General features: G+C 51.2%; 17 protein-coding genes. 10 read left to right on the top strand and 7 right to left on the bottom strand.

Translation table 11 applies throughout. From position 1 onward, the window contains the following. Positions 1–240: 240 nt before the first annotated feature. Complete coding sequence (locus tag C0081_RS23115; protein WP_146006496.1) at positions 241–657, bottom strand: YHS domain-containing (seleno)protein; 417 nt, start codon at positions 655–657, stop codon at positions 241–243. A gap of 380 nt (positions 658–1,037) precedes the next feature. Here C0081_RS23115 and C0081_RS18245 point away from each other — a divergent pair, with 380 nt between their 5' ends. The 5 genes from C0081_RS18245 (at position 1,038) to C0081_RS18225 (ending at position 7,572) form a co-directional block, all read left to right on the top strand. Next, positions 1,038–1,646, top strand: coding sequence for a DUF1134 domain-containing protein (locus C0081_RS18245; protein WP_101535296.1), 609 nt, complete (start codon positions 1,038–1,040; stop codon positions 1,644–1,646). A 203-nt stretch (positions 1,647–1,849) separates the two neighbouring features. Next, positions 1,850–3,181 (top strand): coiled-coil domain-containing protein, encoded by a 1,332-nt coding sequence (locus C0081_RS18240; RefSeq protein ID WP_146006495.1) that lies wholly within the window; start codon positions 1,850–1,852, stop codon positions 3,179–3,181. A 284-nt stretch (positions 3,182–3,465) separates the two neighbouring features. Next, positions 3,466–5,283: an ABC-F family ATP-binding cassette domain-containing protein gene (locus tag C0081_RS18235; protein ID WP_101535436.1), complete on the top strand. Its 1,818-nt coding sequence runs from the start codon at positions 3,466–3,468 to the stop codon at positions 5,281–5,283. A gap of 146 nt (positions 5,284–5,429) precedes the next feature. Beyond that, positions 5,430–7,028, top strand: a complete 1,599-nt coding sequence (locus C0081_RS18230) for a peptide chain release factor 3 (protein ID WP_101535294.1) — start codon at positions 5,430–5,432, stop codon at positions 7,026–7,028. A 118-nt stretch (positions 7,029–7,146) separates the two neighbouring features. Next, a complete protein-coding gene (locus C0081_RS18225; RefSeq protein WP_101535293.1) occupies positions 7,147–7,572 on the top strand; it encodes a YbaY family lipoprotein in 426 nt (141 codons plus the stop codon). An 83-nt stretch (positions 7,573–7,655) separates the two neighbouring features. Here C0081_RS18225 and C0081_RS18220 read toward each other — a convergent pair whose 3' ends face one another. From C0081_RS18220 to trpB, 3 genes are all read right to left on the bottom strand, one after another. Further along, positions 7,656–8,198, bottom strand: coding sequence for a hypothetical protein (locus tag C0081_RS18220; protein ID WP_101535292.1), 543 nt, complete (start codon positions 8,196–8,198; stop codon positions 7,656–7,658). A 205-nt stretch (positions 8,199–8,403) separates the two neighbouring features. Beyond that, the gene (gene ilvD / locus C0081_RS18215; RefSeq protein ID WP_101535291.1) at positions 8,404–10,260 is read right to left on the bottom strand and encodes a dihydroxy-acid dehydratase; all 1,857 of its coding nucleotides are present in this window, start codon (positions 10,258–10,260) and stop codon (positions 8,404–8,406) included. 239 nt (positions 10,261–10,499) lie between these two features. Beyond that, entirely contained in the window at positions 10,500–11,711 is a 1,212-nt protein-coding gene (trpB, locus tag C0081_RS18210) for a tryptophan synthase subunit beta (protein ID WP_101535290.1), read from the bottom strand. Positions 11,712–11,982: 271 nt separating this feature from the next. Here trpB and speA point away from each other — a divergent pair, with 271 nt between their 5' ends. From speA to C0081_RS18190, 4 genes are all read left to right on the top strand, one after another. After that, positions 11,983–13,872, top strand: a complete 1,890-nt coding sequence (gene speA, locus C0081_RS18205) for a biosynthetic arginine decarboxylase (RefSeq protein WP_101535289.1) — start codon at positions 11,983–11,985, stop codon at positions 13,870–13,872. A gap of 41 nt (positions 13,873–13,913) precedes the next feature. Next, complete coding sequence (locus tag C0081_RS18200) at positions 13,914–15,119, top strand: saccharopine dehydrogenase family protein (protein ID WP_101535288.1); 1,206 nt, start codon at positions 13,914–13,916, stop codon at positions 15,117–15,119. 100 nt (positions 15,120–15,219) lie between these two features. Then, positions 15,220–16,395: a carboxynorspermidine decarboxylase gene (nspC, locus tag C0081_RS18195; RefSeq protein ID WP_101535287.1), complete on the top strand. Its 1,176-nt coding sequence runs from the start codon at positions 15,220–15,222 to the stop codon at positions 16,393–16,395. 24 nt (positions 16,396–16,419) lie between these two features. Continuing rightward, the gene (locus C0081_RS18190) at positions 16,420–17,304 is read left to right on the top strand and encodes an agmatinase family protein (RefSeq protein WP_101535286.1); all 885 of its coding nucleotides are present in this window, start codon (positions 16,420–16,422) and stop codon (positions 17,302–17,304) included. Positions 17,305–17,358: 54 nt separating this feature from the next. On the opposite strand, the gene C0081_RS18185 is transcribed toward C0081_RS18190, so the two are convergent. From C0081_RS18185 to C0081_RS18170, 3 genes are all read right to left on the bottom strand, one after another. Then, positions 17,359–17,931 (bottom strand): hypothetical protein, encoded by a 573-nt coding sequence (locus C0081_RS18185; protein WP_101535285.1) that lies wholly within the window; start codon positions 17,929–17,931, stop codon positions 17,359–17,361. A 249-nt stretch (positions 17,932–18,180) separates the two neighbouring features. After that, entirely contained in the window at positions 18,181–18,606 is a 426-nt protein-coding gene (locus tag C0081_RS18180; protein WP_101535284.1) for a deaminase, read from the bottom strand. 871 nt (positions 18,607–19,477) lie between these two features. Next, positions 19,478–19,807 carry a DMT family transporter gene (locus tag C0081_RS18170; RefSeq protein WP_101535282.1) on the bottom strand — a complete coding sequence of 110 codons (330 nt, stop codon included), beginning with the start codon at positions 19,805–19,807 and terminating at the stop codon, positions 19,478–19,480. Positions 19,808–19,980: 173 nt separating this feature from the next. Here C0081_RS18170 and C0081_RS18165 point away from each other — a divergent pair, with 173 nt between their 5' ends. Further along, positions 19,981–21,192, top strand: a complete 1,212-nt coding sequence (locus tag C0081_RS18165; RefSeq protein WP_101535281.1) for a Bcr/CflA family efflux MFS transporter — start codon at positions 19,981–19,983, stop codon at positions 21,190–21,192. The last annotated feature ends 79 nt before the right edge of the window (positions 21,193–21,271 follow it).

The raw sequence follows: 21,271 nt of genomic DNA, 5'->3' as shown, positions 1-21,271 counted from the left end.
GAATTCCAAATCGATGCAGACATCCGCACCCAGCGCGAATCATACAGCGTCATATATAATTTGAGGATTACCTCTAAGGCACCCTTGTGCCAAGTCCAGATAAGCAACAAGAGGCTAGTTTCATCAAGATGAAAGACAGAAAAGACCGCACCAAAGCCAATTAAGGCCAAACGAACCTGCAAAAAAGCTCTTGATCGGCAAAACCGCATTCAATCTAGTTTGAATCGACAAGCCAAATATCTACCTGGAAAGCGTGCCTTCTACTTCGACCCAATATTTGTCGGCCCGTTCAACGTGAAGATCAACGGCCTCCGCCCATGCGGCACGAGCAGTATAAGAATAGAATAGGAATAGCCGGTCGCCGTAAATCGCCCATACATTGGGATTGCAGTCAGCAGGATATCCCCGAGCCATCGCCAAAGCCCCATGCCCACCATATTGCGGTGCATAAATCTCGGGATCATCCATAAAAACAGCGCGATTGGCCTTTGAAGCAAAAATCCAGCTCACCCCTTGCCAAACGAATTCATTCTCCCGCAAGCCCGGCACGGCAACATGCCTTGTAAAATAGGCAACAGGATCATAGCCAAACAAAGCATAACCAGAATTGGTGTCCACCACCACACGACGAGACTGGCCCGACGCCATGGTCGCCATCGGATAGACGCTAAAAATTAATAAAAAAGTTACGAAAAAGAGCCGGAAAGCAGCCCAAATGGGCCTCAGCCGCAATTGCCAAGTCTTGCCTAAACCATACAAATCAATATCGGAGCAGCGCCCCGTCCCAACTGGATCACTGACACTCCACAACCAAACAATGTCCGGAGCGACCATTTTTTCATCACAATCCAACCTATTCTCGTTTGCATAATCAGATGTTAAGAAAAATGCCACATCCATCTCTTATGGTAAATTTAATATTGCCAATGAGACGCCCAACTACATTCTGGGCATGTTGATTGGCAACCACCAGCGATAGACGAAACAGAACGACCGCTCTGTGAGCGCTCTGACCGTTTCAAACAGGATGAAAAGCGATGACAAAATTGAGCAAGCCGCATATATCGCGCTTCTACCGCAATGGGCTCTTCCTAATCGCACTGACCATTGGTGCATTCTTGTCCCCCGCCGTAACGCGCGCGCAAAACGCTAGCGATGACAATCATTATACAGTTCAAGAAATTGTTGCCGCAGGACACAGTTTTTTTGGGTCCGTAACCGGTGGCCTCGCTTCGCTCGTTGAAAGAGCTGTTTCTAAATACGGATTGCCAAATGGTTACATCCTCGGTGAAGAAGGCAGCGGCGCAATTGTTGTTGGTGGTCGCTACGGAGAAGGCCAACTCAACACCAAAAACATGGGTGTTCACAAAGTCTTTTGGCAAGGCCCCTCAATTGGTTGGGATTTTGGTGGTGATGGCAACCGCACAATGATGCTTGTCTATAAGCTTCCCAGCGTTGATTACCTTTTCCGTCGTTGGGGCGGCATCAATGGATCGGCCTATTTGGTAGGGGGCTTTGGTTTGACGGTCCTTTCCGCAGATCAACAATATTACATCGTGCCTATCCGTTCGGGTATCGGTGCTCGGCTGGGGGTCAACATGGGCTATTTAAAATTCACCCGAAAACCGACATGGAACCCGTTCTGACGCTGGGTCGCGCACGCACAAAAAGCCAAACCACGCTATTTTGCTATTCCGTTAACCAGCGTTGACTGATAACACTGGAGAAGCTGTGGTGCGACGCTCGGACACTGATAAATTTACCAAGACCGAGCCGTCGCTGATGGGTTTCGTTACGGGGGTAGAATGAAACCGCAAAAAGGCAGCCAAGCAACGAAGGGTAAGGCGCAGTGATCGCAATCGCCATGTACATTCTGCTGGGAGTGTTTGTCACATTACTCCTGACGCTTTTTGTTCTGCCATTGATTTGGCGGCGCGCCATCCGATTGACCGAAAAACGTGTGATGGCAGAAATGCCCATCAGCTACAGCGAATTGCAGGCCGAAAAGGACATGCAGCGTGCCGAGCAAGCAATAAAGCTGCGTCGACTGGAAGTGATTGCAGAGACCCGACTGGAAAATATGGCTAATCAGGCCATGAAAATTGATCGGCTCAACGCAAATCTACAAGCCCGTGCAACGGAAATTTCAGAACGAGAGGCAGACATTCTATCCCTCAAGGATGATCTAGCCGCCCAACAGCAAGAAATGGCACAAACAGTCCAGACGCTCGCAGACACAAGCCATGACCTGGAACAAGCCAAGCAGACTATTTCAGACCTTGAGACGACCCAATCCGACCTTGAGCAACAATTGTTGCATCTGGAAACAAATTACAGCGAACAGAAAATCGAGTTGATCGCTCAGTCCACCCGCATCGAAAATTATAAAGAAGAGCTTTCAGAGCTCCACAGCCGATACAACACAGAAATCCGCAGCCGCGCGGAAGCAGAAGGGTTGTTGAGCCAAAAATCTGATGAATTGGATCACAACAAAGAACGTTTGGAAGCGCAACGAAGCAAGCTGGATAGCCTACAGACTGAATTAGCAGATATGGATGCCACTATCTCCAATTTGAATATTCAACTGGAACGCAGCAAAGCGCAAAAGCCGGTTACCGATCCTGAAAGCCAACAGAAATTTGCGGAAGCGGAAGCGCGGCGTGTTGAAGCCGAAGCCAAAGTTGCCAGTCTCACCATGCAGCTGCAGCATGGAATGAATGCAGCAGAAGGAGACGACTTGTCCGCCTTTGTCGACACCTTGCAAAATGAAAATGCGCAACTGGAAGCGCGTTTATCAGATACAATCGCCAAAAGTGATGCGTTGAGCAAGGAACTTGCAGACTTCAAACAAAAAGCAGCACAACCAGATAACAACGCACCGCTGTCGCCAAAAGAAATGATGCTGCGCAATGAAATCAAGAATATCGCGGCCCAGATCACAGGCTTCACAGCCCAATCCGAAGGCGAAGAATCTGTCATCCACGCTTTATTGAGCGATGACGACAGTGACAAACCGGCCTCAAACGGAACAGTCGATGCTATACCGAAGCCGAATACAGAATTTGTTGCTCCGGCCGCGGAAACAGAGGAAAAAAAAGATGCTTGGAATGAGGTCTTTTCACTCGCCGAACGCATTCGGAAAATGACCAATCGTTCCGAAGACAAAAACGCAAATCCCTAACATGACACGCCCCCTGTGCGCTCACTAGCCCGCACTGGCGTTGCTGCTGTAGGCGGTTTCCTTTTTGGCAAACCCAGCATGGGCCTTGTCAACGCCACACGGTTTGTTTAAAGCCTGATGCGCGACAAATTTTGTCTTCATTCGTTACTACTCTAATTTCACAGAGCCTATTTCCTGGCCAATTGATCCATCATTGGCGCATGAAACGGCTTAAAACAAAAACCAGCGCCCCCTTTCGCAATTCTTTCAGCGAAACCGCTCTGGACGTTGAAACGGCTCGCACCATGGCTCCACCACTCCTCCATCTTCAGGATATCCATCTCACGATCGGAGGTCAGGCACTGCTGGCCGGTGCCGAACTCGCCGTCCATGAAGCAGATTCCATCGCACTTGTCGGTCGCAATGGGTCAGGCAAGTCCACTTTGTTGAAAATTGCAGCTGCTTTGGTGGAACCAGACGGTGGCGAACGCTTTTTCCAGCCCGGCACCACCCTTCGTTATTTGCCTCAAGAACCGGATCTTTCCGCCTATGACACAGTTCTGGACTATGTTGAAGACGGTCTGGCACCAGGCGATGAGCATTATCGAGCCCAATATCTGCTCGAACAGCTGGGCATGACAGGCGCAGAAAAGCCTGCGGACATTTCTGGCGGGGAAGCGAGACGCGCCGCACTGGCTCGGGTGATGGCACCACAACCCGACATTTTGCTGTTAGACGAACCAACCAACCACCTTGATTTGCCCGCTATTGAATGGCTTGAAGGCGAATTGAAACAGATTCGATCAGCCAAAGTCATCATAAGCCATGATAGACGGTTCCTTGAAAATCTGACCCGCAACGTCGTTTGGATTGATCGCGGCATAGCCCGCAGGTCTAGTAAAGGGTTTGACCATTTTGAAGCGTGGCGCGACGAAATTTTTGAACTTGAGCAAGCCGAAGAGCAAAAGTTAAAAATGAAGATTCTCGCTGAAGAGGATTGGGTGCGGTACGGCGTTAGTGGACGACGCAAACGCAACATGCGCCGCATGGGGGAATTACAGGATCTGCGCGGCAAAAAACGTGAAATGGCCAGCAATCGCCCGGTGGGTGATGTCAGAATGAGTGCATCCGAGGGCGAATCTTCGGGCAAGACCGTGATCAAAGCCCGCAATTTGTCCATTGCCTTCGATGGACGGGACATCGTAAAAGACTTTTCGATTGAAATTATGCGCGGTGATCGCATCGGAATCATCGGCCCCAACGGGGCAGGCAAATCGACCTTGATCAATCTGTTGACCGAAGGCTTGAAACCGGACACAGGCACAGTCAAGCTGGGCACCAATCTGCAAATGATGACACTTGATCAAAAGCGCGAAAGCCTACAGCCGGAATGGACTTTGCAAGAAGCCTTGACCACCCACGGCGGCGACATGGTGCAAGTGGGCGATAGTTCGCGTCATGTGGTTGGCTATATGAAAGATTTTCTGTTCCGCCCCGAACAGGCACGCAGTCCAATCTCGGTTCTATCAGGCGGAGAGCGAGGCCGGTTGATGCTGGCCCGTGCACTGGCCAAGCCATCCAACTTTCTTGTACTCGACGAGCCGACAAACGACCTTGATCTTGAAACCCTTGATCTTTTGCAAGAAGTCATCGACGATTATTCTGGCACGGTTGTCCTCGTCAGCCATGATCGTGATTTTCTCGACCGTCTTTGTACGACAACGTTGTTTGCTGAAGGCGATGGCCGCTGGACCGAATATGCAGGCGGATACAGCGACATGGTGGCCCAGCGCGGCACCGGAGTGAAGGCCCGCAAGGCGAGCAAACGCGAAAAAACCGCCAAACAAGATGCCTCCACTCCAACAGCCGATCCGAAACAGCGCACAACCCTGACCTTCAAGGACAAGCATATGCTTGAAACCTTGCCGGGCAAGATGGAAGAGATCCAAGCCAAAATTGCCCGTCTGCGCGCCCGTTTGGAAGACCCGGAACTGTTTGCCAAAGACCCGGAGACCTTCAACAAAGCCGCCAAGGCCATGGAAGCTCAGGAAGAATTGCTAGAAAAGGCCGAAGAAAGATGGCTGGAGTTGGAAATCCTGCAAGAAGAACTGGGCGAGAGCTAACCGCTTCGCCTTTTCCGCTGGAAATCCGGTGCCATCTCCCCTATTGTCCGGCCAAATCCAGCCTTTTGCCGTTGATCGCGCCCACCGCTGAACACAGCGCTTAAGGGATAGCCAAAGCCACATGGTCTACCCAAAGAAAGACATCCATGCACGCCCTGTCATCGAACCACGAAATCCGCCGCACCTTTGCCATCATCTCCCACCCCGATGCGGGTAAAACCACCCTGACCGAAAAATTGCTCTATTTCGGTGGTGCCATTCGCATGGCCGGACAAGTGAAAGCCCGTGGCGAGAAGCGTCGTGCCAAGTCAGACTGGATGAAAATCGAACAGGAACGCGGCATTTCGGTTACCTCCTCGGTGATGACCTTTGAGCATCATGGCCTTATCTTCAATCTGCTTGATACACCGGGCCATGAAGACTTTTCCGAAGACACCTACCGCACCCTGACCGCCGTTGACAGCGCCATCATGGTGATCGACGCCTCCAAAGGCATCGAGACCCAAACGCGCAAATTGTTCGAAGTCTGCCGCCTGCGTGATATCCCGATCATCACCCTGATCAACAAATGCGACCGAGAGGCCAAAGATCCGTTCGAGCTGTTGGATGAAATTCAGGAAGCCTTGGCTCTGGACGTCTCTCCGATGGTTCTGCCCATCGGTTCAGGCTCAAACTTTCACGGCTGTTACAACGTCACCAACGGGGACTACTATACCGCCAAAACCAGAGGCGAAGCCTTTGACACCGTGGTAGAGACAAGTGATATCAACGACAGTAAACTCGACGCCATCGTTGATCCTCAATTGCTCGAAGAATCCCGTGAAATGATCGAGTTGGCGCAAATTGGCTATTCCGATTTTGATCTTGAGAGCTATCGCGAAGGCCATTTGTCTCCGGTTATTTTTGGCTCGGCGTTGAAAGATTTCGGCCCAACGGCCCTGCTTGACTTGATCGCAGAAATCGCGCCTATGCCGCGCCCCTCGCCCACCACAGCCCGCGTTGTGACCCCTGACGAGAAAAAAGTATCCGGCTTTGTCTTCAAGGTTCAGGCTAACATGAACTCAAACCACCGCGACCGCGTAGCCTTTATGCGCGTGTGCTCTGGTCATTTCAAACGTGGTATGAAATTACGTCAAGTGCGCACCAGCAAAGACGTGATGGTGCATAGCCCAATCATGTTTTTTGCGCAGGATCGCGAGATCGCCCAAGAAGCCGGCCCTGGTGATGTCATCGGCATTCCCAACCACGGCACCATTCGTGTGGGGGACACCTTCACCGAGGGCGAAAATATCCAGTTCACCGGCCTGCCAGCCTTTGCTCCGGAAATTCTACGTCGTGTCCGCCTGTTCGATACATCCAAGGTCAAGCAATTGCGCCGTGCACTGGAAGATTTGGCCGAGGAAGGCCTGACACAAGTCTTCAAACCCAACATCGGCTCAAACTGGATCATCGGCCTTGTCGGTGACCTGCAGCTCGACGTTCTGAAGTCCCGTGCCAAGGCCGAATATGGCGTTGAGATCGACTTTGAACCCTTGAGCTACAATCTAGCTGTCTGGGTGAGATGTGACGATGAAGCCAAGCTGAAAAGCTTCATCTCGGCCAACGCAGCCACAGTGGTCCATGATCGCGAAGGCAGCCCGGTATTTTTGGCCAAAAGCCAATGGGATCTGGACTATACCAAAGAGCGTAATCCAGACATTACCTTTATGAAAACGCGGGAATTGGTGCGCGCAGAAACAAGCTAGAGCCCCTAAAAAGACCCCAAAAGCGTCAAGAAATGACCTCAATTGCAGGTGCATTGCTGCCGCAATTGACCGCCAGACTGGTCTGGCAATCAACTGCCTGACCTTTTTGGAGAGTTTCATGTCCTTTGCTTATCGCAGTGCCAATCCCTTGTCATTTGGCCCGTTTGCATCGCCCTATGATGCTTCAACTGACGACAAACTGTTCGACGATCTACTCAACAGCACCCTGCGCGGTGAGGCTTATAGCCTGACCCCTACGATACTGCCGAACGATGCCTCGCTGGAAGTGCGTTTGCTGGACATTTCTATCAGCGATGGCCCCGCCATCATGCTGGCCAATACCACCATTGTACCGGCACAGCAGATCCCGATAGCCTTCAGCATCCCCTATGATCGCCACCAAATTCTACGTGGCCGCACCTATTCAATATCGGGCACCATTCGCGCTGGCGGCAAGCTGCTCTATGCCAACGATTGCACCCATTTGGTCTTCACCGGTTCCAGCCTCGCCCAAGCCAAACTGCGCCTGACCCCGGTTGGATAAACAAAAACCCGATCTCCAAAGAGACCGGGTTATTATCAAATCTGCGCATTGAATTCGGCTACCGTGCGTAGGCAGAAGCAGGACTATTTGCCTCTGGTAATTTTGCTGGTCGCAAAGAAGCGTTTCAAATTCCGAACAGCCACCCCTCGGTTGGAAGCAATCGAAACGACGTTGGATCCGCGGTTTTGTTGTATGATGCTTCGGCTCGCAACATAGAACATCCCTTTTCCAGTTTTAAATCGTCCCACGATCTCAAACCCAGAGTAGGTAGGTGTTGCAATTTTTTTAACCGGCGAAGCTTGATATGCTCCCTTGCTGGCAACTTTTATGACATTAGCAACGGCATTCATAAGTTCTTTAGAGAGAACATTAGCCCGAATAGCCTCTTCAACATCCCCTCTAACCTTGATCGGATCTATCAATACAAATTGGGGCGTTTTGCATGATCGACATTCATAAACCTGAACTTTCCCCTTCTTGTGCATTGACCAGCCATCGGAAGCAAACTGCGTTTTCAGGTTAGTGGCGTCAATGCCGGTGGTTTGACACGCGGAAACGGCAAAAAGCAAAACAAAAACCGAAACGGCTCTCACCATTTTCAAAGGAAAAATATTTCGAAGATTCATATCAGGCCCCAATCCTTAACCATTGATTTCACATCACATTCACAACAAAAAAGCAAAGTTGCATACATCAAGACTTAAACCTGAAAAACGATAGAAACAATCAAAATTGCAGCGCAATACAACTATTACTTGAATAAATAGATCGCAAAAACCCGATCTCGAATGAGACCGGGTTTCCGATAGATAGAATATTGTCCGAAAAGGATCAGTCGTCGATGCGTTTCAGTCCTGAGAGGTCGCGCACGGCGCCTTTGTCGGCTGATGTTGCCATCAGGCCGTAGGCTTCAAGCGAAACAGATACAATGCGCTCGCGTTTCTCGACCGGTTTCCAAGCAGCATCGCCTTTGGCGACCATAGCCTCACGACGAGCGGCCAGCTCGCTATCCGAGACCGCGATATCAATGGTCCGGTTGGGAATGTCGATGTTGACGATATCACCTTCATTGACAAGACCAATAGCACCACCAGACGCTGCTTCCGGCGAGACATGGCCGATAGAAAGCCCCGAGGTACCGCCAGAGAAACGGCCATCAGTGATTAGCGCGCATTCCTTGCCCAAACCCATCGCTTTCAGATATGAGGTCGGATAGAGCATTTCCTGCATACCCGGCCCACCGCGAGGGCCTTCATAGCGAATGATCACAACGTCGCCAGAGTTTATTTTGCCCGTTGTGATGGCCTTGACAGACGCATCTTGGCTTTCAAAAATCCGTGCAGGACCAGAAAATTTCAAAATGCTCTCGTCCACACCGGCCGTTTTAACGATACAGCCATCAATCGCGATATTACCTGACAAAACAGCCAGACCGCCATCTTGACTGTAGGCATGGGCCTTATCACGGATACAGCCATCAACACGGTTGCGATCCAGCTCTTTGAAGCGCTTGGCTTGAGAAAAAGCCTCGGTTGTGCGGACGCCGCCCGGGGCTGCTTTATACAGGGTTTCAACCTCTTCAGAAGGCGAGCGCATGATGTCATATTTGTTGATCGCATCGCCCATAGTGGCTTCATGCACAGTACTACAATCCAGATGAATGAGACCGGCGCGATCCAATTCACCCAGAATACCAAAGATGCCGCCGGCTTGATGACAGTTTTCCATATGGAATTTCTGGGTCATCGGGGCCAATTTACAAAGCGAAGGCACGCCGCGAGACAAACGGTCGATGTCAGCCATGGTGAAATCAATCTTGCCTTCGCGCGCAATGGCCAGAATATGCAATACAGTGTTGGTCGAGCCACCCATGGCAATATCCAACGTCATGGCATTTTCAAACGCCTTGAAGTTGGCAATGTTGCGCGGCAGGACACTCTCGTCTTCGTCGATATAGTATTTTTTGCAAAGCGCAACCGCCGTACGCGCAGCTTCAAGGAACAATGCCTTGCGATCTGCGTGCGTCGCCAAAACGGTTCCGTTGCCTGGCAAACCAAGACCCAAAGCCTCGGCAAGACAGTTCATCGAGTTGGCAGTAAACATGCCCGAACAAGAACCACAGGTTGGACAAGCGGCTTCTTCGACCTTCTGCACCATTTCATCAGTGACCTGAGGATCGGTGCCCATAACAATTGCATCGACCAGATCAAGTCCATGTTCGATGCCTTCGGCACGCCCAGCTTCCATTGGACCACCCGACACAAAAATCGCCGGAATATTGAGGCGCATAGCAGCCATCATCATACCCGGCGTAATCTTGTCACAGTTGGAAATGCACACCAACGCATCCGCACAGTGGGCATTGGCCATATATTCAACCGAATCCGCGATGATCTCGCGGGAAGGCAGCGAATAGAGCATGCCATCGTGGCCCATTGCGATGCCGTCATCGACCGCAATGGTGTTAAACTCCTTGGCGATGCCGCCGGCGGCTTCGATTTCACGCGCCACCATCTGCCCCAGATCCTTCAGATGCACATGGCCAGGCACAAATTGGGTGAAGGAATTGACGACGGCAATGATTGGTTTGCCGAAATCTTTATTTCCCACACCGGTTGCGCGCCACAGAGCACGGGCACCAGCCATATTACGGCCATGAGTCGAAGTCTTGGAACGATATACAGGCATTCTTTTTTTCCTTCAGGGAAAGGGCGCATCGGGTAGAAACCGATGGTGTCATTCCACGGCCTCTCGGGGAGATCATTGAGTGGCCGCATTGGTCCAGACCTGTTTAAACCATCTTGCGAACAGGTGACAATACCATTTCTTTCAAAATCGCACCATTTTGCGCACAAAACGGAAAGATACAGTCAAAAAAACAGCGGCAGATCGGAGCCGCTGTTTCAATGTTTGGTCCTCAATGAATCTTAAAGTTCAAAATCGTCACCGAAGCCGAATTTTTCAGTGACATAATCAATGTCCTTATCACCGCGACCAGATAGATTGACCAAAATGCTCTCACCGGGATGCTGTGGCGCCATCTTCATGGCGTAAGCGACAGCATGAGAGCTCTCAAGGGCAGGAATGACGCCTTCATATTTGCTCAACGCATAAAAGGCTTTCAGCGTTTCGTCATCACTGGCTGAGCCGTAGGTCACTTTGCCAATGCTGTGCAAATAGGAATGCTCTGGTCCAATACCTGGATAATCCAACCCGGATGCAATAGAATGAACGGGAGCAGGCTCACCATTCTCGTCGGTCAGCAGCATGCATTTAAAGCCATGAATCATGCCCGGTTTTCCATAGGTCATGGTCGCGGCATGTTTGCCAAGCTCGGTGCCTGTGCCATGCGGTTCAACACCATAAAGCTTCACATCTTCATTATCGATGAAACCAGAGAATAACCCCATAGCATTGGAACCGCCACCGACGCACGCCATAACATGATCGGGATCATTTCCGGTCATTGCCTGAAACTGATCACGCGCCTCAAAACCAACCACCGACTGGAAATCACGCACCATTCGAGGGAAAGGATGTGGCCCAACAACCGAACCAATGCCAAACAACGCCGTGTCTGCCTGCTCCAAATAGGAGGCAAATGCGCTATCGACGGCTTCTTTCAGGGTTTTGCCACCAAATCCGACAGGCACCAGTTTGGCACCCAGCAGTTTCATGCGCACCACATTGGGATATTCCTTGGCAATATCCACCTCACCCATATGAATTTCGCATTCCAGTCCAAAATAGGCAGCAGCTGTGGCCAACGCCACACCATGTTGTCCCGCGCCAGTTTCGGCAATTAGCTTCTTTTTGCCCATATATTTGGCCAAAAGGCCTTCGCCCATACAGTGATTGAGCTTATGGGCACCGGTATGATTCAGATCTTCACGTTTGAGATAAATCTGCGCACCACCCATTTTCTCTGACAGGTTCTTGGCATGTTGCACTGGCGTAGGCCGACCTTGAAAATGCTCGCGAATATAACGCAATTCAGCAATATAGGAGCCATCGACTGCCAACCGCTCATAAGCGTCCGCGATTTCCTTCATGTGCGGTTCCAGTTGCGGTGGCAAAAACGCCCCGCCAAACTCACCAAAAAAACCGTCTTTTGTTGGAAATTGTTTTAGATGTCCCATTTCTGCTCCGCCATGTTTTGTGCATTCAATCGTGATTGTTGCAATAACTTAGTCAAGAATGTGTAGTCTGGATAGATCATACATACCCTCATTGTTGGCAAAATTGTCGCGTATCGTTAAGACCTAAGGCAGAGAATCGGTCTCAACTGAATTTTCTCTTGCACATGACACGCGCTTTCAGCCATATGCACAAAAAGACAAAGGCCACGACACTGATCTTGGATGAGCAAACAAACGGCCGCATGCTAAAAAGGATAAGCGATTGAACATCATGGAACCAGACGCCCCAGGGGCAATCTATGGTATTGAGCGCTGGGGGAAAGGGCAGTTTGAAGTCCTGGACAATGGCAACATCGGTTTGATCACGCATCATGAACAAGGTCCGGCCACAACCGACTTGACCGAAATCCTGCATTCTTTGGAAGAACGCGGTATTGCGTCGCCCATCTTGCTGCGTGTCGCCAATAGTTTGAAAAGCCGGATTGACCACATCAATGGAAATTTTCAAGCGGCCATTAAAGACCTTGACTATAAAGCCGAATATCGCGGCGTATTTCCGGTCAAAGTCAACCAGCAAGCCCATGTGATTGAGAAGATTGTCGAATATGGCAGCCCCTATCACTATGGTCTGGAAGTCGGCTCCAAACCGGAATTGATCATTGCCCTCAGCCAGCGCCTGTCCGTCGAGAGCCTGCTTATTTGCAATGGCATCAAAGACAGTGAGTTTATCAATCTGGCTTTGTTGTCGCGCAAACTGGGCTTCAACACCATTATCGTTCTGGAAAGCGTTTCAGAATTGGAACTGGTGCTGAAAGAATCCAAGAAGCTCAAAATCCGCCCTGCCCTTGGCATTCGCATCAAGCTCAACAATCGCATCACCGGAAACTGGGCATCCTCCTCAGGGGACCGCTCTGCCTTTGGCCTGTCGTCGCCGGATGTTTTGCATGTGGTTGACCGCTTAAAAGCAGAAGGCTTTCTAGACTGCCTACAGTTGCAGCACTTCCATCTTGGCAGCCAAGTACCTGACATTCTAGATGTGCGTCGCTCGACCGCAGAGGCCTGTCGCTATTTTGTGGAACTGCGTAAAGAAGGCGCTCCGCTGCAGTATATTGATCTGGGCGGAGGCCTTGGCATTGACTATACCGGTGAACATAAATCGACAGAAAACTCGATCAACTACACCACAGGCGAATATTGCAACAACATCGTAGAGGCGGTGAAAAACACCATGGATGATGCGGGGCAAGCCCATCCCATTATCGTGACAGAAAGCGGCCGCGCCACCGTTGCCTACAGCTCTATGCTATTGTTCAACATTCTCGACGTCACCCATTATAACGATGACGCAGACGTTGAAATCAAAGACGACGACGCCCGCCCCTTGCGTGATATGCGCGATGTGGCAAGCTATTTGACACCTGCCCGATTGCAAGAGTGCCTCAACGACGTCACCTTCTATAGAGATGAAGTGCGCCGCAACTTTGGCAGAGGCGAATCTGGCCTGCGGGATTTGGCCAAAGCGGAAAAGCTTTATCTGCACCTGATCTCCAAAATGCGCAAAGTTGCGCAAAGCGATGAATGGATTTCAGAGGACGTGGAAACAGCACTGGAAGCAACCGCTGACATCTATCACGCCAATTTCTCGCTGTTCCAGTCTTTGCCTGATGTATGGGCCATTGACCAGTTGCATCCCATCATCCCGATCCAGCGCCTCAATGAAGAACCAACACGCCGCGCGATCCTGTCCGACATCACTTGCGACAGCGACGGCAAAGTGGATCAATTTGTGCTGGCTGACGGCATATCCTCTTCTCTGCCCATCCATGTCTTGTCAGAGGGCGAGCATTATTCACTGGCCGTTTTCTTTGTTGGAGCCTACCAAGAAACTCTGGGCGATCTGCATAATCTGTTCGGCGACACCAACGTGGCAACCATTGAAATCCAGCCCGACGGCGACTTCAATCTCATCCATGAAGTAGAAGGCGATACCATTGCCGAAGTGCTGCGCTATGTCGAGTATGACCCGCTTGCCATGTCCAACTCTTTCAAAGCCATGGTAGAAGAAGCTGTCTCGAAAAAATCTCTGACCCTGAAGGAGCGCAAGACCATGATGACCGCCTTCAAGGAAAGCCTCAACGGATATACTTATTTCGAACATTGATACCGGCGCAAACCGCCCTTTTAAAGAAAAGGAAGTTAATAATGAACAAGATTCTGGTTATTGGCGCAGGCGGCGTCGGCTCCGTGGTCGTCCACAAAATGGCTCAACTGTCTGAAGTTTTCGGTGAGATCACCCTCGCATCCCGCCGCCAATTCAAATGTGACGAAATCGCAGCTTCTGTAAAAGCACGCACGGGCGTGACCATTCACACCGCACAAGTGGACGCAGACGACACAGACGCCACTGCAGCGCTGATCGAAAAGCTCGGCGTTACACTGTTGGTCAATGTCGCCCTGCCCTATCAGGATCTGACCCTGATGGATGCCTGCCTGAAGACCGGCATCAACTATCTCGACACAGCCAATTATGAGCCGCGCGATGAAGCCAAGTTTGAATATCACTGGCAGTGGGCCTATCAGCAACGCTTTGAAGAAGCAGGACTGATGGCTCTGCTTGGCTCTGGTTTTGACCCCGGGGTGACCAACGTCTACACAGCCCACGCCAAGAAGCATCTGCTCGATCGCATCGACACGCTGGATATTCTCGATTGCAACGGCGGCGACCACGGCCAGCATTTTGCCACCAACTTCAACCCGGAAATCAACATCCGCGAAGTCACTGCCGATGTACGCCACTGGGAAAATGGCGACTGGGTCACAACACCGGCCCTATCCAACAAACAGGCATTTGACTTCCCCGTTGTTGGCGAAAAAAATATGTATCAGATGTATCACGAAGAGCTAGAAAGCCTTTCCAAACATCTGCCTGAAATCAAACGCGCACGCTTCTGGATGACCTTTGGCGACGCCTACATCACGCACCTTCAGGTATTGCAAAACATCGGCATGACCCGCATTGATCCTGTAATCTATGAGGGCAAGGAAATCATTCCGTTGCAATTTCTCAAGGCCGTGCTGCCAGACCCAAGCGATCTGGGCAAAACCACCAAGGGCAAAACCTGCATCGGCAACATTATGACCGGTGAAAAAGACGGTGAGGCCAAAACCGTCTATGTCTATAACATTTGCGACCATGAAGACTGTTTTGCAGAAGTTGGCAGTCAGGCAATCTCCTATACCACGGGCGTGCCAGCCATGATCGGTGCAGCCCTCATGCTCACGGGCAAATGGTCGGGCAAGGGCGTGTTCAATATGGAACAAATGGACCCGGATCCCTTTATGGACATGCTCAACGAACATGGCCTTCCTTGGCAGGTGACCGAGCTGGACAAACCGCTCGACTTCTAAATAGAGAACACCAGAGCCCGGTTTTGCCGGGTTCTTCCTTATCGAAAAGCTCACTCGGAGCATTCAACTAACAGGTACAACCATCATGGACACCGCCATAATGGATACTCAGGCAGGTGATGCCGGTGCGTTCAAGGACTTTGACCTCTCCCGCGTCCCCAGCCCCTGTTTTGTGGTCGATGCTGCCGCTATTCGGCGCAATCTGACTATTCTGTCCGATGTGGGCAAACAGGCCGACGTCAAAGTACTGCTGGCACTCAAGGCTTTTTCATGCTGGTCACTGGGCAAATTGGTGGGTGACTATCTGGATGGCACCTGCGCCTCTGGCCTGTGGGAGGCCAAGCTGGCACGGGAGAAATTCTCTGGAGAGGTCGCCACCTATTCCGCAGGGTTCAAAGCGGACGAAATGCCAGAAATTCTGGAGCTGTCTGATCATTTGATCTTTAACAGCCCGGCTCAATTGACGCGCTTCTCTCCCCAGATCATCGCCGCCCAAAACTGGGGCTATGCACCGGACTTTGGCCTACGGATCAACCCCGAACATTCCGAAGGGTCGATCCCTAAATATGATCCCTGTGCAGCAGGCTCACGCCTTGGCACCCCGATCAGCCAATTGAACGCAGATGATTTAGCTCCCTTCTCCGGCATCCATATGCACACGCTGTGTGAACAAGATTTTGCGCCGCTGAAGCGCACATTCGAAGCGGTGGAGGAAACACTGGCTCCGTGGTTGACCAAACTCAAATGGCTCAATTTCGGCGGTGGCCACCACATCACCCGTGCTGACTATCAGCGTGACGAACTGGTCGATTTTCTCAAAGGCATCAAAGCCAAATATGATGTTGAAATCTATCTAGAGCCGGGCGAAGCCGTGGCGCTGGACGCGGGCATTCTGATCGGTGAAGTTTTGGACGTGAGCAGAAACGGCGACATTGATCTGGCCATCATGGACATTTCGGCCACATGCCACATGCCCGACGTCATCGAAGCGCCCTACCGTCCTGCGCTCCTTGGAGAACCGGATAAGGGGCATGTGCTGCGCCTTGGCGGCCCCTCCTGTTTGGCTGGCGATGTGATTGGCGATTACCGATTTGAGCCAAAACCCCAGATCGGGCAGCGCATCGCCTTCCTTGATCAGGCTCATTATTCCATGGTCAAAACCAACACGTTCAACGGTGTACGCCTGCCATCTATCGCCATTTGGGATTCTGAGACAGACGCGCTCGAAGTCATCCGCCGCTTTCCTTACGAAGAATTTCGCGACCGCCTGTCGTAAAATATGGTGTCAAAGGACAGAAAAATGCCCGATTACTCCTATCCAGCCTTCCTTGCCTCCGAGCTCACAGAAGCCGAGAGCAACCCCGACACCGCCCTGTTTGAAGTCATCCCCTGCCCGCTGGAAAAAACCGTTTCCTATGGTGCAGGAACAGGTGCAGGGCCTTCGGCATTGCTTGAAGCCAGCCAAGAATTGGAACGCTTTGACGGCAAAGGCTTCCCTCTCAGCCATGGCATCATCACATCCGCTCCGATCGATTGCGATTTAACAATCGAAGAGGTCATGATCGCTCTGCGCCGCAGGACCGCCAGCAGCATCAAAGCTGGCCGCATTCCGCTTACCCTTGGTGGTGAACACAGCCTGTCTTATGGCGCCATCATGGGCGTTGTGGACGCCTTGCAAAAACCGGTCGGCATCATTCAGATCGACGCCCACGCCGATTTGCGTGTTGCCTATCAAGGCCAGAAGCACTCTCATGCCTCGGTTATGCATTTATGCGCCGTGGAAGAAAAATTACCCCTGATGCAGTTGGGTATCCGCGCCCTGTGTTCGCAAGAACACGACAGCCGCCTTGCTGCGCCGCACATCCATTTTGTCGATGCCGAAGAATTGGTGACCGGCAATATCACCAAGATTGATCTGCCAAACGACTTCCCGCAGGATGTCTATATTACCTTCGACGTCGATGGCCTTGATCCCTCCATCATGCCCGCCACAGGCACGCCGGTGCCCGGCGGCCTTGGTTATTACCAAAGCCTATCCCTGATAGAGCACGCCCTCAAAGGCCGCCGCTGTGTTGGGATAGACGTGGTAGAACTAGCCCCCATGTCGAACCAATGGGCATGGGACTTCACCGCAGCAAACCTGACTTATCGCTTGATGGCGCTGGCCGGGCACAGCAAATTTTAATTCGTCCTAAGCGGCATTGGCAATACGTCATATCGCAAGAACGACTCTGTCACCTCACCAGTCAGTAACGCGTTTTACCACCGAACCACCTGCGTCGAGGATTTTTTTCATATATCCAGTTTCCTCTTGCGCTTCTGGCGCAGGGGAAACGCCAGACGGTGCGTCCTCAATGGAAGCCTGATTGTCTGGCGTTCCATGGGTCAAATCCAAAGGAGGCAACACAGACTTGTGTTGGGCGGCACTATCATTTTTTGGCAAAGTGGTTTGCTCAATGGGCAACGGCGGCATCAAAATGGTGCCATTGCCGACCAACAACGCCTGTATCCCGTCCAACCGCTGCGTGAGCATATCAACCTTGCTCTCCAATGCAGCATTGCGTTCCCGCTGGTTCTCAATTTCCGTTGCCATATAGGTCAGTTGATCCAACAACGCGCGGTTACTGATAGTCTGCCAGTCCTCATCCATCGGCTCGGGATGCGCCTCTGTTTGCTCGGAAACCTTAGGGGCAACAGCTTGGGCCAGTACCTGCTGGTTCAGGCCAAACAACACAACAACAGCCAATCCGGTCTGTCCAACAAGCTGCCGAATAGCCCTCAGGCGGTGAATGCGGCGATGGATGCGAACCATAGTCTTCTATTCCTCTTTGCGTATCTCCACCCGAGCAAGGCCACTCCAAAACATGCAAAAGACATGGCGATGACCAACGGGCAGATCACTGGGTCAAAAGACCCTTTGAATTTGCTTTGAAAATACAGGTATCTGTGGCAATTTTATGGGAGGACCCTGCAAGGCTGGAAAGTGACCGAAAATTGCCACTGGAAAAACGATTATCAAAGGGATTTTGATGTCCCTCGAAGGATTATCCAAGCCACAGGCTCAACCAATCACCGAAAACTCTATCCCGCAGTCTTTCAAAATCTGCTCTGATCGAGTGGTATCAAACCGTCCCTGAATCCCATCGTGATGGCGCCAGACAACCTTGGCAACCTGATGAGCCGCGAGAAATTTTGTACATTCTTTGCAAGGTGGATGCGTGACATAAACAATACAGCCCTTGGCTGGCTCTTTCATTGCCGCCAGTGCGTTCATTTCGGCGTGAATCACACGGTCATATTTTTCTTCGCGAATCTCCCACCAATCAGATTTATCGTCCATGCCGCGCGGAAACCCGTTATAACCAACCGCAGCAAAGCTTTTGTCAGGTCGGACAATCACACATCCTACCTTGGTGGAAGGATCGCGGCTACGGCGTGCCACTGCACCGGCACAGTCCATTACCCACTCGTCAAACCCCTGTCGCATCCCAGTTCCGCCTTCCCGCTCAATTGGCTCATAAATCTCAAAACAGAATAGGCCGACATCAGCAGCAAGGAAAGACTGGTTCTGTGCACAGGGACCAATTGATGGATTTCCGACTGCGAATGACTTTGAGAAGGTCAGGAGCCCATTCCTCTTCTTTATAATCTAGCTCGAAGAGATTTCAGTGCCTTTTCTGCGCCATGTTTTCCGCACATTTTTGCTACACTCTATCCATACTGGCTGCATGTTTTTTCTCTATCCTTTGCTTAACCTACTTTGGATCCGAACCCATGCGGTGTACTGCCCTTGCAAATAGGGTGGATAGCATCGGCATGACACGGACCTTCTCTAGGCTCTTTTGGATTTGCAAGGAAAGATGGAGCACGGTTCCGATGAAAATTGCCAGTATTCTCCCCCGCCACATGCTTTTCGATAACCAATATGCGACGACCATAGATTTCTGTGTAAAGGAATATGATCCGGATTTGATCGTTGCGCAGCAAAATACACCTTCGCAACAAAAACCAACCCTTGGCGATGAAACGCATATTGTCCACCACGACATAGACGTGAGCCAACGGAAGCCATCCCTGCCCGAAAACCGAAATTATGCCATGCATGGAAATAAATGCGCGCGGTCGAGATCAAAGGCAAGTCCTTGGGCAGCATTCTCAAATGGCAACGGTTAACGGAGCGCTATATGATCGCATCCGTCATATCGCGCACATATGTTTTGGGTGGCCGCCTCCAGAGCCGTCTTTCAGGTTTCGACGGTGTGCCCCAGTTAAGATGAGAGTAAAAATCAAAATCTTCCGATCTACGTGAGGCTATTTTGATTTTCTTGCAGTCTGGACGTTGCCACCAACAAACCGTTTCAGTGCGAAATTGAGGTAGAGAATACATTCATGATGATAACGCCTGCCACGATGAAGGCCATTCCGATCAGAGCGGCAGAATCCAGTCTCTGTCCTTGGAACACCCAAGCGCCTGCCGTGATCAGAACGACACCAACACCGGACCAAATCGCATAAGCGATGCCGGTGGGGATGGTGCGAAGCGTCAGCGACAAAAAATAGAAGGCGACCAAATATCCTGCTGCTGTCACGAGCGAGGGGCCCAGCTTCGAAAAGCCATCAGACTGCTTCATGAAAGAAGTGCCAACCACTTCGCCGACGATGGCGATCATGAGATAGATGTAATGCATATTAGTGATCCTATGGCATTATTGGGAGCGAGCCCTTAGTCTTATCGATCGGAGTCACTTTCCTACTATTCTATTCTCGACTGAACGCACATAGGACGCATTCCCTCCACAAAACAGCATCCCACATGTAAAAAGCGCAGGGAACGTTAGTAATAAAGATCGGCCTAACTGAAATGAAAATCGCACAGCCTTCATTGGGTAAAAGGGGAACGGCGTTTCTTTTGATCGCACTAGGGGCGTTCCCGCCGCTGACGATTGATCTCTATCTGCCAGCGTTGCCTCAAATGACCAAGACGTTTGCGACCAGCCAAGGCATGGTTAACCTGACACTTGCAGCCTACATGATAGCCTTCTCTATCGGCATCCTGTTTTGGGGGCCGTTGAGTGAACGGACAGGCCGCAAGCCGATCTTATTTATGACCCTCTCGCTCTACATCGCGGCCAGCCTGTTGTGCGCATTGGCCTTTCAAATTGAGTATCTTATCGGGTTTCGTATCCTGCAGGGGTTTGCCGGCGGCGGCGTTGCAGTCGTTGGCACCACAATCGTAAAAGACCTGTTCGATCGGCGCGAGAGAGAGCAGGTTATGGCCGTGATAATGTCGTTGGGCATCATCGCCCCAATGGTGGCTCCTGTTTTAGGGGCTTTCCTGCTTAAAATCGCCTCATGGCACATGATGTTCGTAGCCTTGGCCGTCTTTGCGTCCTTTGTGTTCGTGCTTGTTATATTCTACCAAGAAACACTTGAAGAAAGATCGACAGGCCCGCTCTACAAATCTTGGCTCAGATTAGGAGTTGTTGTCCTGAACCCCAGATTTGCGTATCTGTTGCTTATTTTCTCAGCGGCTCCCATGTGCTTGATGTCTTTTCTCGGGATCGCGGCTTATGTCTATGTCGACGGGTTCGGTATGTCCGAACAAGCCTTCAGTTTCATCTTCGCGTTCAACGCAGCCTGTGCCACGATCGGACCAATTTTATATTTACGATTGTCCCGCAGAATAAAGGTCGAAACCATCATTCAAGGGTGTTTTGGTGTTATCGTCTTGGCGGGTATCGCAATGCTTTTGGTCGGATCTGTTTCGCCGTGGTTGTTTGCTGCCGTAGCGGCACTCAACACGGTTGCGGTAATTGTGTTACGCGTTCCGGGTGCGAACCTGCTGCTTGAACAACAAACATTTGATACAGGATCAGCCGCAGCACTCATCCAGTTCAGCGGAACCATTATGGGGGCACTTGGCATTCAAATCGTGTCATCCCGCTCGGATAACCTCATTCAAAGCTACGGGGTCCTGCTTGTCGTCGTTGGAGCCATCTGCGCTATGCTCTGGTTTTTGGTGCGAAACAAACCGTTTGTCGCGGAAAAGGTGACCAAACCTTTGGAAGTCTAAGACGTGATGTGCGTCAGGGCATATTCGACTCGGCAGCGCCTCCCATGATGGCAGATGCAAAGCCGCCACAGCATATGCA

This window comes from Cohaesibacter celericrescens (assembly GCF_002866925.1).
Classification (GTDB): Bacteria; Pseudomonadota; Alphaproteobacteria; order Rhizobiales; family Cohaesibacteraceae; genus Cohaesibacter; species Cohaesibacter celericrescens.
The sequence above is the reverse complement of the archived record's forward strand: the minus strand, read 5'-3'. Positions and strand labels throughout refer to the sequence as shown.